Annotated in this window: 14 protein-coding genes and 1 riboswitch; of the genes, 13 read left to right on the forward strand and 1 reads right to left on the reverse strand. The window is 71.1% G+C overall.

The features are described from left to right. Positions 1-44: 44 nt before the first annotated feature. Complete coding sequence (locus tag BG418_RS30830) at positions 45-2,495, reverse strand: YfhO family protein (RefSeq protein WP_188277336.1); 2,451 nt, start codon at positions 2,493-2,495, stop codon at positions 45-47. A gap of 188 nt (positions 2,496-2,683) precedes the next feature. On the opposite strand from BG418_RS30830, the gene BG418_RS30835 reads away from it, so the two are divergent. The 13 genes from BG418_RS30835 (at position 2,684) to BG418_RS30895 (ending at position 16,551) form a co-directional block, all read left to right on the forward strand. Continuing rightward, positions 2,684-3,670 (forward strand): glycosyltransferase family 2 protein, encoded by a 987-nt coding sequence (locus BG418_RS30835; RefSeq protein ID WP_188277337.1) that lies wholly within the window; start codon positions 2,684-2,686, stop codon positions 3,668-3,670. Beyond that, complete coding sequence (locus BG418_RS30840; RefSeq protein ID WP_188277338.1) at positions 3,667-4,101, forward strand: GtrA family protein; 435 nt, start codon at positions 3,667-3,669, stop codon at positions 4,099-4,101. Before BG418_RS30835 ends, BG418_RS30840 begins: the two co-directional genes overlap by 4 nt. Before the next feature lie 61 nt (positions 4,102-4,162). After that, a complete protein-coding gene (locus tag BG418_RS30845) occupies positions 4,163-4,831 on the forward strand; it encodes a SurA N-terminal domain-containing protein (RefSeq protein WP_188277339.1) in 669 nt (222 codons plus the stop codon). Positions 4,832-4,868: 37 nt separating this feature from the next. Continuing rightward, positions 4,869-5,828, forward strand: coding sequence for a nucleoside triphosphate pyrophosphohydrolase (locus BG418_RS30850; protein WP_188277340.1), 960 nt, complete (start codon positions 4,869-4,871; stop codon positions 5,826-5,828). Positions 5,829-5,967: 139 nt separating this feature from the next. Next, positions 5,968-7,191 (forward strand): cytochrome P450, encoded by a 1,224-nt coding sequence (locus BG418_RS30855; RefSeq protein ID WP_188277415.1) that lies wholly within the window; start codon positions 5,968-5,970, stop codon positions 7,189-7,191. Positions 7,192-7,345: 154 nt separating this feature from the next. Further along, positions 7,346-8,314 (forward strand): transglycosylase family protein, encoded by a 969-nt coding sequence (locus tag BG418_RS30860; protein ID WP_188277341.1) that lies wholly within the window; start codon positions 7,346-7,348, stop codon positions 8,312-8,314. A 260-nt stretch (positions 8,315-8,574) separates the two neighbouring features. Continuing rightward, positions 8,575-8,770: riboswitch (cyclic di-AMP (ydaO/yuaA leader) on the forward strand. A gap of 3 nt (positions 8,771-8,773) precedes the next feature. Then, entirely contained in the window at positions 8,774-9,463 is a 690-nt protein-coding gene (locus tag BG418_RS30865) for a transglycosylase family protein (protein WP_188277342.1), read from the forward strand. Positions 9,464-9,813: 350 nt separating this feature from the next. Beyond that, a complete protein-coding gene (gene eno / locus BG418_RS30870) occupies positions 9,814-11,100 on the forward strand; it encodes a phosphopyruvate hydratase (protein ID WP_188277343.1) in 1,287 nt (428 codons plus the stop codon). Positions 11,101-11,212: 112 nt separating this feature from the next. Continuing rightward, on the forward strand, positions 11,213-11,689 hold the full coding sequence (locus BG418_RS30875; protein WP_188277344.1) for a septum formation initiator family protein: 477 nt from the start codon (positions 11,213-11,215) through the stop codon (positions 11,687-11,689). Between the two features lie 53 nt (positions 11,690-11,742). Continuing rightward, positions 11,743-12,276, forward strand: a complete 534-nt coding sequence (locus tag BG418_RS30880; protein ID WP_188277345.1) for a DUF501 domain-containing protein — start codon at positions 11,743-11,745, stop codon at positions 12,274-12,276. After that, complete coding sequence (locus BG418_RS30885; RefSeq protein ID WP_188277346.1) at positions 12,273-13,193, forward strand: Ppx/GppA phosphatase family protein; 921 nt, start codon at positions 12,273-12,275, stop codon at positions 13,191-13,193. Before BG418_RS30880 ends, BG418_RS30885 begins: the two co-directional genes overlap by 4 nt. A gap of 390 nt (positions 13,194-13,583) precedes the next feature. Next, positions 13,584-14,963 carry an NAD(P)/FAD-dependent oxidoreductase gene (locus BG418_RS30890; RefSeq protein WP_188277347.1) on the forward strand — a complete coding sequence of 460 codons (1,380 nt, stop codon included), beginning with the start codon at positions 13,584-13,586 and terminating at the stop codon, positions 14,961-14,963. 286 nt (positions 14,964-15,249) lie between these two features. After that, the gene (locus BG418_RS30895; protein ID WP_188277416.1) at positions 15,250-16,551 is read left to right on the forward strand and encodes a cyclopropane-fatty-acyl-phospholipid synthase family protein; all 1,302 of its coding nucleotides are present in this window, start codon (positions 15,250-15,252) and stop codon (positions 16,549-16,551) included. The last annotated feature ends 50 nt before the right edge of the window (positions 16,552-16,601 follow it).

Genomic DNA, 16,601 nt, shown 5'->3' on the forward strand with positions numbered 1-16,601 from the left:
GGGTCCGGGGCGGTTTGCCGTCCCGGCCCGCCGTTCGCGTACCGCTAGAGCCCGGCCCGCCGCCTGCGGACGACCGTGAACGCCCCCACCCCGATCAGCCCCACCAGCGCCGCCGCCCCCGCCGCAGACCCCGCCTTGAGGCCCGGCGGGCGGAAGGTGCAGGAGACGGTGGACGGGGAGGCGCTCCCCTTCAACTCGGCCGACACCAGGCCGAGATACGCCTTCGCGGGCTTCGCCGAACCCCCGCCGACGGCACACCGCCAGCCCGCGATGCGCGGCATCGCGAACACCGCCGTGCCGCGCGCCCCGGCGGGCAGCGTGGCCCGGACGCCACTGTCCGTGACCTTCACGTTCGTGGCGCCGGTCGTACGGAGGTGGTCCACCGCCGTCGTCAGCGCGCCCCGGTCCAGGCAGCCGATCTTCGCCTTCTTGTACGCGGGCTTCAGGGTCACCCCGGACGAGGTGCCCGTGGCGATGCCCAGCGGGGCCAGGGCCGCGCGGCGCTTGGGGGCACCGCCCCGGAACTCGACCCACTTGCCGGTGCCGAGCCGCGCCCAGCCGGTGTACTCGGGCGCCCACAGGAACACCTCCTGCCCGGCCGCACACCCCTGCGCGACCGTACGCGGCAGCGAGTACACCCGCGCCCCGAGCAGCATCTCCTGATTCCGGAACGGCGAACTCCCGTACTTCGGGCTCCTGTTGGCGTCCCGCACCGTCACCAGCGGCGGCACCGGGGCGCGGGTGAGCGTCGGCGCGTGGCCCTTCTCGGTGTGCACCCGCGCCCCCACCGCGAAGATCGCGTCCGTCACCGGGTTGTCCAGGCTCTGCACGGACCGGCCGCGCGAGGTCCAGCCGCCGCCGAGCGCGGTCATGGTCTTCGTCAGGACGTCCGGGGTGAGGCTGCTGTAGTACGAGGAGCCCTCGCCGCCGATCAGGAGCGGGTCGTTGCCGGTGATCTGCCGTCGGCCCGGGTCGGTGCGGTACGCGGGCCAGCCGTCGGCCCTGCTCACCGCCGCCTCGCGCTGGTCGTGCGCGGTGCCCCAGGCCGGGTAGCTGTCGAGCCGGTGCAGCCGTTCCCGGTCGCCGTACGCCACGGTCACCGCGGCCTGCGCGGTCTGCGCCCCGGCCATCAGCAGCACCGCGACCAGGACCACGCCCCGCCGCCCCCGGGCCCGCGCGGCAAGCAGCAGTCCGCCGAGCGCGAGCGCGAGCCCGCCCGCGAACATCGGATACGACCAGGCCGAGACCAGATCGCTGAAGGCCGCGCCGAGCGCGATCAGCGCGAGCACCCCGCCGCCGCCGAGCAGCGCGCGCCTACCGGGCAGCCCGTTGGCGACGGAGAGCCAGGCGGCGATGACCAGGATGCCGCTGAGCACGAACGTCTGGCGGTAGGGGCTGCCGTTGGGGGTCTGGAAGGCGTGCCACGCCAGATGCGTCGGCTTCCACTGGAAGGAGAGCGCGACGAGCAGCGCGAGCCCGGTCCAGGCGTACCGCTCCCGGCTCTCCACCCTGGAGTTGAAGGCGAGGGTGCAGGCGAGCAGCAGGGCGCCGGTGCCGAGGAAGAGCGCGGGGCTGGAGAAGCTGTAGGTGGCGGGCAGCCACCGGGCCAGGAAGTCGCTCCACGGGACCGGCGCGAACTCCTTGCTCCAGCCCGGATACGCGTGCTTCGTGCCCAGGAACACGGTGAACAGGATCGGCGCCGAGAGCCCGACGCCGAGCGCGGTCGACAGACCCGCGCGCACCAGCGCCCCCACCCGCGCGCGTACCTCCGTCTCCTCCAGGAAGAGCCGAAGCAGCAGGACCAGACCGGCCCCGATCGTCGCCATGTACGCGGTGTAGAAGTTCGCCGTCCAGGCCAGCGCCACCACGACCGGCCCGATGAGCCAGTGCCACCGCGTCCGGGTCCGCGCCCACTCGCCGACCAGGCAGAGCATCGGGAAGGCGATCAGCCCGTCCAGCCACATCGTGTTGTAAGTGGCCTCGACGACCGACCACCCGCACAGCGCGTACGAGGCCCCGAGGACCCCGGCGACCCAGCGCCGCCCCGCCCCCGGGCGCAGCGTGAGCAGCAGTACGGTCATGGCGACGGCCGCCGCCGCCATCTTCAGGACCGTGATCACGTACACCGCGAGGTCGATCTCGTCGCGCGGGAAGAGACCGACGAGCAGGGCGAACGGGCTGCCCAGATACGTACCGACGTCCGGCAGGAACGAAGTCCCGTATCCGGACTGCCAGTTGACCAGGGCGCCGCCGTGGGCGCGGCCGTGCAGCAGGTCCCACAGGTGGGCGTGGAACGGCACGAACTGGTTGCCCAGGTCGTTGACGCTGCGCGTGTGCCGCCCGAAGGGGAAGGTCCGGGCGACGGCGTCGGCGGCGCAGACCGCGACCACGGTGATCAGCGCGGCGAGAGCGGCGGCCCGCGCACGGGGGCGGCCCGGCCCGGCGGGCACGGCCGGGGCGGCGGGGGGAAGCTGGACGGCTTCGAGAGTCGGCATCGTCTTCGAGATCCTCTGCTGTTCGCTGCCCTCGAATATGCCGGACCGGTGCACGTAAATCAGCGGTCCAGGGGTTCAGTTCACTTAATCGACGCTCGGCCGTCATTCGGTGAATCCGCCCCCGACGTCTGGCCCCGCTGTTCTTCGTTGACTGCCACAGCCGTACTCCGTATCGACGGGGGAGAACCGTGCTCATCTCGATTGTCGTGCCCTGCTTCAACGAAGAGGAGATCATCGGCCGCTTCCATGATCAGGTGACCAAGGAAATCTCCCGGCTGGACGCGGAATTCGAACTCCTCTATGTCGACGACGGCAGCGCTGACCGTACGTTTCCGCTGCTCCAGGAGATCGCCGCCCGGGACTCGCGCGCCCGCTACGTCTCGTTCAGCCGGAACTTCGGCAAGGAGGCGGCGATGCTCGCCGGGCTGCGGCACGCCACCGGCGACGCCGTGGTGATCATGGACGCCGACCTCCAGCACCCGCCGGAGCTGATCGGCCGCATGATGGAGCTGCACGACCAGGGCCACGACCAGGTGATCGCCCAGCGCACCCGCAAGGGCGACCGCGTCACCCGCACCCTCACCGCGCGGCTGTACTACCGGCTGATCAACCGCCTGGTCGATGTGGAACTGGTCGACGGCGTGGGAGACTTCCGCATGCTCTCGCGCAGGACGGTCGACGCGGTACTCGAACTCACCGAGTACAACCGCTTCTCCAAGGGGCTCTTCGCCTGGGTCGGATTCCCCACCGTCACGTTCGGTTACGAGAATGCGGTACGGGAACAGGGGCGTTCCGCCTGGACGTTCGGAAAGCTGCTGAACTACGGCATGGACGGGGTGATCTCGTTCAACAACAAGCCGTTGCGGGCAGCCGTCTATCTGGGCATGCTGCTGCTCGGGATCGCCACGGCGTATTCCGCGTGGATCGTCGGTGTCGCCATGGTGAACGGCGTGGACACCCCCGGATATGTGACCTTGCTCGTGGTGGTCACCGCGCTGGCGGGAGTGCAGATGGTGATGCTGGGCGTGGTCGGCGAATATGTCGGCCGTATCTATTACGAGGTCAAGCGCCGTCCGCACTTCCTGGTCCAGGCGACGAACACCCAGGCTCCGGCCCCGGGCGTCCCGCAGCAGCCCGACCGCCAGCACCCCGACCGGGAGTTCGCCCGCCGATGAAGCCGGGAACCGCCACCCAGATAGTCCGCTTCGCCCTCGTCGGGGTGGTCAACACCGGTACGTACTACGCGCTCTACCTGCTCTTCCTGCGCTGGGTGCCGTACGTCGTCGCCCATGTCACGGCGTTCCTGCTCGCCATGGTCGGCTCGTTCTTCCTCAACTCGTACTTCACCTACCGCACCCGTCCCACCTGGCGGAAGTTCCTGCTCTTCCCGCTCACCAACGCGGCCAACTTCGTGATCACCACGACCGGGATGTACGTGCTGGTCGGCGTGCTGGGGCTGAGCAGCACCTGGTCGCCGCTGATCGCCGCGGCGGCGGCGATTCCGGTCACCTTCGTCCTCTCCCGGACGATCATGCTGCGGCCCGAGACCCCCGGGGCAGCCGAATCGTTGGGCGAATCAGTGGCCCGGGCCACTGAGACTGCCTAACATCGATCACCGCAAGGTCATCAGGTCGCTGCACTGTCGCACGATCCGCCGGGAGGCTCCTTTGCACCGCCGCCGTCGCACCGCACTCGCCCTCTCCGTCGCGCTCCTCGGCGCGGGCCCACTTCTCACCGCCTGCGGCAGCGAGGCCCACCCGGGCGCCGCGGCCGTCGTCGGAGGCGACCGGATCGCCGTCTCCGCGCTCCAGGACCAGGTCAAGGACGTCCGTACGGCACAGCAGGCGTCGCCCCAGGCCGCGCAGCTGATCAAGAACACCGGGCAGCTCGGCCGCGCCAAGCTGCACGGGCTGATCTTCGACAAGGTCCTCGACCGGGCCGCCTCCGACGCCGGGGTCAGCGTCAGCCGCAAGGAGCTCCAGGACGCCCGGGTCGCGATGGCCCAGCAGGCCGGCGGCGCGCAGGCGTTCGCCGACATGCTGCTCCAGCAGCGCGGGGTCGCCCCCGACCAGATCGACGACGCGGTGCGCGAACAGGTCCAGCTGAACAAGCTGGCCGCCGCGACCGGCGCCGACCTCGGCACCCCGCAGGGCCAGGCGGCCGTCACGAAGACGCTCGCGGCCGCGTCGAAGGCGCTGAAGATCGACGTCAATCCCCGGTACGGCACCTGGGACAACAAGGCGATCCAGCTCACCGACTACAAGACGCCCTGGCTCACCCAGGTCACCAAGACGAAGCCGGACCAGTCGGGGGCGGACGCCGCCGCCACCGGGTGACGGATCGGGAGGGAACGGGTCGGGGTAGGTTCGAGAGGTGACTCTCGAAGAACCCGGCCGCGTCGTCCTGCTCACCGCCAGCCACCGCGTGGCGCCCGGACTGCTGTCCTGGCCCGCGTGGCAGACGCTGCGCGCCGCCGACCGGGTGCTCTGCGCCGACCCCGCGCACCCGCAGCTGCCGTATCTGCGCGAGGCGGGCGTCGAGGTCACCACGGCCGCGCCCGCCGCGCAGGAGCTGGTCGAGGAGTGCGCCGGGGGGCGGACCGTGGTGGTCCTGCAGTCCGGCGAGGGCGACCGGCGGCTCACCGACGGCCTGGCCCGGCTCGCCGGTTCGGGCCGGGTCTCCATGCCGGACCTGGAGCTGCTGCCCGGCTCGTACGACCTGCCGGGCGCCCGGCTGCTCGACCTCGTCCAGGTCATGGACCGCATCCGCCGCGAGTGCCCGTGGTCGGCGCAGCAGACCCACAAGGGGCTGGCGAAGTACGCGCTTGAGGAGGCGTACGAACTGGTCGAGGCCGTCGAGGAGGGCGACCGCGACGAGCTGCGCGAGGAACTGGGGGACGTGCTCCTCCAGGTCGTCTTCCACGCGCGCATCGCGGAGGAGGACGAAGAGGAGCCCTTCTCGGTCGACGACGTCGCCGGGACCATCGTCGAGAAGCTGATCCACCGCCACCCCCACGTCTTCGGCGACGAGAGCGCCGAGACGCCGGAGGAGGTCAAGGAGCACTGGCTGCGGCAGAAGGCGGCGGAGAAGCAGCGCGAGTCGGTGACCGACGGCGTCCCCGTCGGTCAGCCGGGCCTGGCGCTCGCCGCGAAGCTGGCGTCCCGGGTGCGCATGGCGGGCCTGGACGTCCCGCTGCCCACCGGCGAGGGCATCGGCTACCGCCTGCTGGCCCTCGCGGTCGCGGCGGAGGCCGACGGCACGGACCCGGAAGCGGCCCTGCGGGCGGCGGCCCGCGCGTACCGGGACGCGATCCGCACGGCGGAGACGGGCTGAACCGGTGCAGGACCCCACACCGTCGGTGCCGGACCCGACCACGCCGGGCACCCCGCCGACCCCGGACCCGACCACGCCGGGCACCCCGCCGACCCCGGACCCGACCACGCCCGGCCATGACATCCCGCCCGCCCCCGAGATGTTCACCTGGGAGTTCGCCACCGACCCCTACCCCGCGTACGGCTGGCTGCGCGAGCACTCGCCGGTGCATCGCACCAAGCTGCCCAGCGGCGTGGAGGCGTGGCTGGTGACCCGGTACGCGGACGCCAAGCAGGCGCTCGCCGACCAGCGGCTCTCCAAGAACCCCGCGCACCACGACGAGCCCGCGCACGCCAAGGGCAAGACGGGCATCCCGGGCGAGCGCAAAGCCGATCTGATGACCCATCTGCTGAACATCGACCCGCCGGACCACACCCGGCTGCGGCGGCTGGTGTCGAAGGCGTTCACTCCCCGTACGGTCGCCGAATTCGCGCCCCGGGTGCAGGAACTGACGGACAGTCTGATCGACCGGTTCGCGGAGAAGGGGGAGGCGGACCTCATCCATGAGTTCGCGTTCCCGCTCCCCATCTACGCGATCTGCGACCTGCTCGGCGTGCCGCGCGAGGACCAGGACGACTTCCGCGACTGGGCGGGCATGATGATCCGCCACGGCGGCGGCCCGCGCGGCGGTGTCGCCCGCTCGGTGAAGAAGATGCGCGGCTATCTGCTGGAGCTCATCCACCGCAAAAGGGAGAATCCCGGCGAGGATCTGATCTCCGGCCTCATCCGCGCCAGCGACCACGGCGAGCACCTCACCGAGAACGAGGCCGCCGCGATGGCCTTCATCCTCCTGTTCGCCGGGTTCGAGACGACCGTGAACCTCATCGGCAACGGGATGTACGCGCTGCTGCGCAACCCCGACCAGCGCGAGCGGCTGCAAACCTCCCTCGCGGCGGGCGAGTCGGAGCTCCTGGACACCGGCGTAGAGGAACTGCTGCGCTACGACGGCCCGGTGGAGCTGGCCACCTGGCGGTTCGCCACGAGCCCGCTGTGCATCGGCGGCCAGGACATCGCCGCGGGCGACCCGGTGCTCGTCGTCCTCGCCGCCGCCGACCGCGACCCGGAGCGGTTCGACGACCCGGACAGGCTGGACCTCGGCCGCCGCGACAACCAGCACCTCGGATACGGGCACGGCATCCACTACTGCCTGGGCGCGCCACTGGCCCGCCTGGAGGCGAAGGCGGCGCTGGCGACGTTGCTGCGGCGCCTTCCTGACCTGCGGCTCGGGGCGGATCCTGCCGATTTGCGCTGGCGCGGCGGACTCATCATGCGCGGACTGCGTACGCTCCCGGTCGAGTTCACACCCCCGTCGCACCGCCGGTAACCTGACGGTCCGTCAAAACTGTGACTTTCGCGTTATCGCGGGTGCATCGACTTGTGACAAGCGTTCGAGTACGGCTACGTTCACCCCTCGACTCGGCAACCGGTTCACCAACCGGCTCCGCGGTCACCGACGTAGTCACACGGAAGGCCACAGCATGCGCTCCGGGAACGGACGTCACCGACGACCTCGCCAGGCTCCCGCCCTCGTCGTCGCGGCAGGGGTGACGGGCTCCGCCCTCGCTCTGCCGCTCTTCGCGGCCAGCGGCGCGAACGCGGCCTCGGCGACCACCTGGGACCGGGTCGCCGAGTGCGAGAGCGGTGGCTCGTGGAGCGCCGACTTCGGCAACGGCCTGTACGGCGGGCTCCAGCTCTCGCAGGAGACCTGGGAGGCGTACGGCGGCACCGCGTACGCCGAGCGGCCCGACATGGCCAGCCGCGCGCAGCAGATAGCCGTCGGCGAGAAGGTGCTCGCGGCCAAGGGCCCGAAGGCGTTCACCAGCTGCACCGAGGTCTCCGGGCTCACCAGCGGCGGCGGCACGCCGGGCGTCGACCCGGGCACCACCGCGTCGGCGGCGCCCACGTCCCCGTCCGCCGACGTGCCGTCCGCGCCCGCCAAGACGACTCCGGCGCCCGGCACGCCCTCCGGCTCCGCCTCCACGGCGCCCAAGCCGTCCACGGCCCCGTCGACGGGCAAGGACGGCAAGAGCGGCAAGGACGGCAAGACGGGCTCGACGCCGTCCGCGCCCGACAAGGCGACCCCGGCGCCCAGTACGTCGTCCGGCGGCAAGCACCGCGGCACCCCCGACCCGGCCGAGACCGGCGCGCCCGCGACCACCGACCCGGGCGCCGTGGACAACACCCATGAGGCGCAGCCCCGCGCCTCGCGAGGTGACGCCGACTCACGTACGGCGGGCGACGCCACGACGGCGCCCGGCGACTACACCGTCCGCGCCGGCGACAACCTGTGGGACATCTCGCGCTCGCACAAGGTCGAGGGCGGCTGGTCGGCGCTCTACAAGGCGAACGAGAAGACGATCGGCTCCGATCCGAACCTCATCCTGCCCGGCCAGAGCCTTGACCTGAACCCGACAAAGACGGACAACCCGACCATCACCCACGGGTAGTTCAGGGGCGTATGTCCACTTCTGTGCAAGTGAGACATGAGTCTCTTTCCGTCAACTGGTGCGCCCCGTACGTCCGGTACGTACGGGACGCCCCTCACCTGCGGAAACAGGCGTTACGGAAGGGTGACCGCGGGCGATTTCTCCCCGATGTGCCCCTTTGAACATCGGGGGTTGGTGTGTTTACGGTCGGAGCGCTCGTCACCACGAGCCCCTCCGACCGGAAACGCCGAATCCTGCCGTCGGTCGCGGGGGAACAGTCGACGCTTGACGCGCCGTAGGCAGGAGCGGGGGACCCAAGGTAAGCGCCGGGCCCGGCCGTTGAGGGACGTACGCCATACGGCGAGACGTACGAGACGGCCACGGACCGGCTTGGGGTGAAGACGCGCCATCAGGTGCGGCCGGGCAACTCACGCCCGAACCCGACAGCTCACCTCGCAGGCGTCGGTGAGGAGACACTCCATGCTGCTTTCCGGCAAGGGCAAGCACCGCCGCCCCAGCAAGGCCACCCGTATCGCCACGCTCGCCGGTGTCACCGGCGCGGCCGTCGCCGCCCCGCTGATGGCGACCGGCTCGGCCTCCGCCGCCTCCGTCGCCACCTGGGACGCGGTCGCCCAGTGCGAGTCCGGCGGCAACTGGTCCATCAACACCGGCAACGGCTACTACGGCGGCCTGCAGTTCTCGCAGTCCTCCTGGGCGGCCGCCGGCGGCACCCAGTACGCCTCGCGCGCCGACCTGGCCACCAAGGGCCAGCAGATAGCCACCGCCGAGAAGCTGCTCGCGATGCAGGGTCCGGGCGCCTGGTCCTGCGCGGGCGCGGGCAACCTGACGTCGGGCGGCGCGTCCGCGAACGTCGACACGTCGGGCTCGTCCTCTTCTCCGAAGCAGGCGGCTCCGAAGAAGGCCGCGCCGAAGTCCGCCCCGGCCCCGCAGCGCGAGTCGGCCCCCGCGTCCCGTGGCGAGTCCCGCCCGGCCCCGGCCCCGGTCAAGACGGGCGACGGCGAGTACAAGGTCGTCTCCGGCGACACCCTCGGCTCCATCGCGGCGGCGCACTCCGTGAAGGGCGGCTGGCAGAAGCTCTTCGAGCTGAACAAGGACGTCGTGAAGGACGCGAACCTGATCTACCCGGGTCAGCAGCTCCACCTGAGCTAAGCGGTTCGGCTGCGGACCGTGCTGGGTTGCTCGCGCAGTTCCCCGCGCCCCTGGGTATTTAGGGGCGCGGGGAACTGCGCGACAAGCCCCCACCGGCTCGCACTGAACGCGCAGCGACCTCGCTCAGCTGAAAGCTGAACCCGGGCCGCGGGGTGGGACCCGCACAGAACTCCCGCCACCCCCGCGTCCCCCGTACAAGCCGCGGTGGGGCTTTGTTTCGTTCAGGAACATTTTGCCCCCCGTTTCGTCCCACGGGCCGGTCGGTGGACTGGCCGATGCCCCGGAGACGGTTAGGCTCAGGGGTGCCGGACCACGCGGCCCGGCGTATTCGCGTCACATCCCAGAAGGAGATGCTCGTGCCGTCCATCGACGTCGTCGTAGCCCGGGAAATCCTGGACTCCCGAGGCAACCCCACGGTCGAGGTCGAGGTCGGCCTCGACGACGGCAGCACCGGCCGTGCCGCCGTCCCCTCGGGTGCCTCCACCGGTGCCTTCGAGGCCATCGAACTGCGTGACGGTGACCCCAACCGTTACCAGGGCAAGGGCGTCGAGAAGGCCGTCCTCGCCGTGATCGAGCAGATCGGCCCGGAGCTCGTCGGCTACGACGCCACCGAGCAGCGCCTGATCGACCAGGCGATGTTCGACCTGGACGCCACGGACAACAAGGGCTCGCTGGGCGCCAACGCCATCCTCGGCGTCTCGCTCGCCGTCGCGCACGCCGCCTCCGAGGCCAGCGACCTGCCGCTCTTCCGCTACCTGGGCGGCCCCAACGCGCACCTGCTCCCGGTGCCGATGATGAACATCCTCAACGGTGGGTCGCACGCCGACTCCAACGTGGACATCCAGGAGTTCATGATCGCCCCGATCGGCGCGGAGTCCTTCTCCGAGGCCCTTCGCTGGGGTGCCGAGGTCTACCACACCCTCAAGAAGGTCCTGAAGAACAAGGGTCTGTCGACCGGCCTCGGCGACGAGGGCGGCTTCGCCCCGAACCTGGAGTCCAACCGCGCCGCCCTTGACCTCATCCTTGAGGCCATCAAGGAAGCCGGTTACGCCCCGGGCAAGGACATCGCGCTCGCGCTCGACGTCGCCGCGTCCGAGTTCTACAAGGACGGCAAGTACGAGTTCGAGGGCAAGTCCCGCTCGGCCGCCGAGATGACCGAGTACTACGAGGAGCTCGTCTCCGCGTACCCGCTGGTCTCCATCGAGGACCCGCTGTACGAGGACGACTGGGCCGGCTGGAACACCATCACCTCGCGCCTGGGCGCCAAGGTCCAGATCGTCGGCGACGACCTGTTCGTCACCAACCCGGAGCGTCTGGCCCGCGGCATCGAGGAGGGCTCCGCGAACGCCCTGCTCGTCAAGGTCAACCAGATCGGCTCGCTGACCGAGACCCTGGACGCCGTCGAGCTCGCCCAGCGCAACGGCTTCAAGTGCATGATGTCGCACCGCTCCGGCGAGACCGAGGACGTCACCATCGCCGACCTCGCGGTCGCGGTGAACTGCGGCCAGATCAAGACCGGCGCCCCGGCCCGCTCGGACCGCGTCGCCAAGTACAACCAGCTGCTGCGCATCGAGGAGATCCTCGACGACGCGGCGGTGTACGCGGGCCGCAGCGCGTTCCCGCGCTTCAAGGGCTGAGCAGCACCGACCAGTCCTGACATGGGCTTACCGCCCTGTCGTACGTACGTCCCCGGCCGCGGTCCCGTACCGTGTCCGGGGACGTTGTACGTACGTGAGGGGAGCGGGGCGAATGGCCAAGGGCAACCGGGACCGGTTCTCCACGGCGGCCCGGCTCAAGGTGCTCGGCGAGCAGACCGCCGCCCGGGTCTACCGCTCCCAGACCAAGCGCCAGGCCCGCCGCTCCCGGCTCACCGGCCGGGCCGCGCTGCTCGCCCTGGTGATGTGCTCCCTCGTGGTGGCGCTCGCGTACCCGATGCGGCAGTACGTGTCCCAGCGCGGCGACATCACCGAGCAGCGCCGCAAGGAGCGCGAGGCGGCCGCACAGGTCGAGCGGCTGCGCGACGAGAAGGCGCGGCTCCAGGACGACGCGTACATCAAGCGGCTCGCCCGCGAGCATCTGCACATGCAGTTCCCGGGCGAGACCGGCTACACCGTGACCGAGCCGGCGGCCGGCAAGGAGCGCCGCGACGGCAAGGCCGCGACCGGCCGCGCCTGGCACTCGAACCTCTGGGACGGCGTGGACAAGGCCGACCGCCCGGCCGACTGACCCACCCGACCCACTCCCGCGACAGCCAGCTATAGATAGAGACAGAAACCCAGATGCACACCCCTCCGCCCCAGACGCCGAGCACCGAGCCGACCGCCGCGGACATCTCCGCGTTCGAGGAGCAGCTGGGCCGCCCGCCGCGCGGTCTGCGCGCGATCGCGCACCGCTGCCCGTGCGGCAACCCGGACGTGGTCGAGACGGCCCCCCGGCTGCCCGACGGCACGCCGTTCCCGACGACGTACTACCTGACCTGCCCGCGTGCGGCGTCGGCGATCGGGACCCTGGAAGCCAACGGCGTCATGAAGGACATGACGGAGCGTCTGGCGGCCGACCCGGAGCTCGCCGCGGCCTACGCCGCCGCGCACGAGGACTACATCGCCCGCCGCGACGCCATCGAGGTCCTGGAGGGCTTCCCGAGCGCGGGCGGCATGCCGGACCGGGTCAAGTGCCTGCACGTCCTGGTCGGCCACTCGCTGGTGGCCGGGCCCGGGGTGAACCCGCTGGGCGACGAGGCGATCGCGATGCTGCCGGAGTGGTGGGCGAAGGGTCCGTGCGTGACGCCGTGCACGGGGGAGTCGGACAAGTGACGACGACGCGCGTCGCCGCCATCGACTGCGGCACGAACTCGATCCGCCTCCTGGTCGCGGACGTGGACCCGGCGACGGGTGAACTGGCCGAGCTGGACCGCCGGATGACGATCGTGCGCCTGGGCCAGGGCGTCGACCGCACCGGCCGTCTCGCCCCCGAGGCCCTGGAGCGCACCTTCGCGGCGTGCCGGGAGTACGCGGCGGTCATCAAGGAACTCGGCGCCGAGCGCCTGCGTTTCGTGGCCACCTCCGCGTCCCGCGACGCCGAGAACCGCGACGACTTCGTGGCGGGCGTCCTGGACATCCTGGGCGTCGAGCCCGAGGTGATCACCGGCGACCAGGAGGCCGAGTTCTCCTTCACCGGCGCGACCAAGGAGCTCCACAGCGACGGGGACTACCTGGTGGTCGACATCGGCGGCGGCTCCACGGAGTTCGTCGTCGGCTCGCAGCACGTCCGCGCGGCCCGCTCGGTCGACGTCGGCTGCGTCCGGATGACCGAACGCCACCACCCCGGCGACCCGGCCACGCCGGAGCAGATCGCGGCGATAAGGGCGGACGTGGAGGCCGCGCTTGACCTGGCCGAAGAGACGGTCCCGCTGCGCGAACCCCGCACTCTGGTGGGCCTGGCGGGCTCGGTGACGACGGTGGCCGCGATCGCCCTCGACCTCCCCGCGTACGACTCCACGGCGATCCACCACGCCCGCATCTCCTACGCGCGCGTGAAGGAGGTGACGGACCGCCTCCTCGCCTCCACCCACGCGGACCGCGAGCAGATCCCGGTCCTGCACCCGGGCCGCATCGACGTCATCGCTGCGGGCGCCCTGGTCCTCCTCGCGGTCATGGACCGCACGGGCGCGACCGAGGTCGTGGTCAGCGAGCACGACATCCTCGACGGAATCGCCTGGTCGATCGCCTGAGAAGGCCCCTGGCAGACCCCGGAGGGCCCCGAAAGGGGCCTTCCGGCCCCCCGCCCGAAGAAAGTTCGTGAACTTCTTCACAAGGAAAACCCGCTGGCGGAGGCCATTTAGGGGTCCTGGGGGTCTCTTATGGGGGCTTTACAGCTCAGGAGGGCGCGGAACGCGCCAACGTTGGCGTGTTACCTGCGTGTGTCGCGGGGGTGTGGTCCAGCCCGTACAACCCTGTGAGGGCCAGTTCAGAAGGGGTGAACAACGTTCCCCACTACACCGTGGTTCCCTCCCGACGCCATGACCTCGGTCACGTGGGCCGCGAAGTGTAGCAGAGGGCTCGTCAGACCTTGTGAAGGGGCGCACGAGCGAGGGGTGTGAGGGGGGTGGATACTCGATGGCATGAGCACCACGGAGCGTCCCCGAATCCTCGTCGTAGGCGGTGGGTACGTAGGCCTGTACGCGGCACGGCGCATTCTCAAGAAGATGCGCTACGCCGAGGCGACCGTCACGGTCGTCGACCCGCGGTCGTACATGACGTACCAGCCCTTCCTCCCCGAAGCCGCCGCAGGCAGCATCTCCCCGCGCCACGTCGTCGTCCCGCTGCGACGCGTCGTGCGCGGAGCCGAGGTGCTCACCGGCCGTGTCACCAGCATCGACCAGGACCGCAAGGTCGCCACGGTCGCGCCGCTCGTCGGCGAGGCCTACGAGCTGCCCTTCGACTACCTGGTGATCGCGCTCGGCGCGGTCTCCCGCACTTTCCCGATACCCGGCCTCGCCGAGCAGGGCATCGGCATGAAGGGCGTCGAGGAGGCCATCGGGCTTCGCAACCACGTCCTGGAGCAGCTGGACAAGGCCGACTCCACGACCGACGAGGAAGTCCGCCGCAAGGCGCTGACCTTCGTCTTCGTCGGCGGTGGCTTCGCCGGTGCCGAGACGATCGGCGAGGTCGAGGACATGGCCCGCGACGCGGCCAAGTACTACACCAACGTGAAGCGCGAGGACATGCGCTTCATCCTGGTCGACGCCGCCGACAAGATCCTCCCCGAGGTCGGGCCGCAGCTCGGCACCTGGGGCAAGGAGCACCTTGAGGGCCGCGGTGTCGAGATCTACCTCTCGACCTCCATGGACTCCTGCGTCGACGGCCACGTCGTGCTGAAGAACGGCCTCGAGGTCGACTCCAACACCATCGTGTGGACCGCCGGCGTCAAGCCGAACCCGGCGCTGGCCCGCTTCGGCCTGCCGCTCGGCCCCCGCGGCCACGTGGACGCCCAGCCGACCCTCCAGGTCACCGGCACCGACTACATCTGGGCCGCGGGCGACAACGCCCAGGTCCCGGACCTCGTCGGCCGCAAGGCGGGCAACGAGAACGCCTGGTGCCCGCCGAACGCCCAGCACGCGCTGCGCCAGGCCAAGGTCCTCGGCGACAACGTGGTCTCCGGTATGCGGGGCTTCCCGCAGAAGGAGTACAGCCACGCCAACAAGGGTGCGGTCGCCGGTCTCGGCCTGCACAAGGGCGTCGCGATGATCGTCATGGGCAAGATGAAGATCAAGCTCAAGGGCCGTCTCGCCTGGTACATGCACCGTGGCTACCACGGTCTGGCCGTGCCCACCTGGAACCGCAAGATCCGCGTCTTCGCCGACTGGACCCTCGCGATGTTCCTGAAGCGCGAGGTCGTCTCGCTCGGCGCCATGGAGACGCCGCGCGAGGAGTTCTACGAGGCCGCCAAGCCCGCTCCGGCCCCGGCCGCGAAGGTCGAGGAGAAGGCCAAGGCCTCCTGACCTCGGTCACCTGAGAAGTACCCCGAAGGGGCCGTCCGCCATCCGTGGTGCGGGCGGCCCCTTCGGCGTACCCGGCCACCGCTCCGGCCCCTTCGCGTCACCCCTCGGCGTGCCCGCCCACCGCTTCCCATCACCCCTCGGCGTGCCCGCCCACCCGCGGCCGCTTCCGATCACCTGCACGCCCGTCCTGTACGCCCGTGGCGCTGTAGCGGGATGACCGATGGCCGGGGCACTGTTGTCCGGGGTGCCGGGCAATCGTGGGCTCGACTTCACGGAGGTGTGGACCATGGCCGACGCCGCTTCGCGGCTGACCGCTCTCGCCGACAAGCTCCTCGGGGAGCCGCTTCCGGTCCGTATCCGCGCCTGGGACGGCAGCGAGGCCGGTCCCCCCGGCGCGCCGGTCCTCGTCCTGCGCCACCGCCGCGCCCTGCGCCGACTGCTGTGGCGCCCGGGCGAACTGGGCCTCGCCCGCGCCTGGGTGGCCGGTGAGCTCGACATCGAGGGCGACCTCTATCTGGCCCTCGACCTGATCGCCGGGCTGCTCTGGGAGCGCGGCGGCCACCCCGAGGACGCGGTCCATCCCGTACGCGACCCGAGGCTGCGGGCCGCCGCCCTGGAGCTGCTGCGGCTCGCCGGACCGCTGCCGCCGCCCGCCCCGCCCGCCGAGGAACTGCGCCGCCGCACCGGCCGGCTGCACACCAGGCGCCGCGACAAGCAGGCCATCAGCCACCACTACGACGTGGGCAACGCGTTCTACGAGATCGTCCTGGGGCCGTCGATGGTCTACTCCTGCGCGTACTGGAGCGAGGGCGGCACCCTGGAGGACGCCCAGCGCGACAAACTGGACCTGATCTGCCGCAAGTTGAGCCTCGAAGAGGGCGAGCGGCTGCTCGACGTCGGCTGCGGCTGGGGCTCGATGGCCATCCACGCCGCCCGCCACTACGGCGTCCACGCCGTCGGCATCACGCTCAGCGCCGAACAGGCCGCGTACGCCCGCAAGCGCATCGCCGGGGAGGGCCTGACCGACCGGATCGAGATCCGCGTCCAGGACTACCGGGACGTCGACGACGGCCCGTACGACGCGATCTCGTCGATCGGGATGGCCGAGCACGTCGGCACCGAGCGCTATCGCGAGTACGCCGACGACCTGTACGCGCTGCTGAAGGACGGCGGCCGGCTCCTCAACCACCAGATCGCCCGCCGCCCCGAGCGCGACGAAGCGGCGTACCACGTCGACGAGTTCATCGACGCGTACGTCTTCCCCGACGGCGAGCTGGCGCCGCTCGGCCGGACCCTGTCGACGCTTGAGGAGGCCGGGTTCGAGGCGCGGGACGTGGAGGCCATCCGCGACCACTACGCCCTCACCCTGCGGCAGTGGGTGGCCAACCTGGAGGCGGGCTGGGAGCGGGCGACCGGGCTGACCAGCCCCGGCCGGGCCCGCGTCTGGCGGCTCTACATGGCCGCGTCCGCGCTGTCCTTCGAGCGCAACCGGATCGGCGTCAACCAGATCCTGGCCGTGAAGCCCCCGCCGGGCGGCGCCTCGGGGATGCCGCTGCGGGCGCGCAGTTGGGGGAGCCCCGCCTCGTAACCCCGTACGGGAAAAAGGGGAAGGGCCCGGGACGGCGAACGCCGTTCCGG

The organism is Streptomyces sp. CBMA152 (assembly GCF_014596475.1).
Classification (GTDB): Bacteria; Actinomycetota; Actinomycetes; order Streptomycetales; family Streptomycetaceae; genus Streptomyces.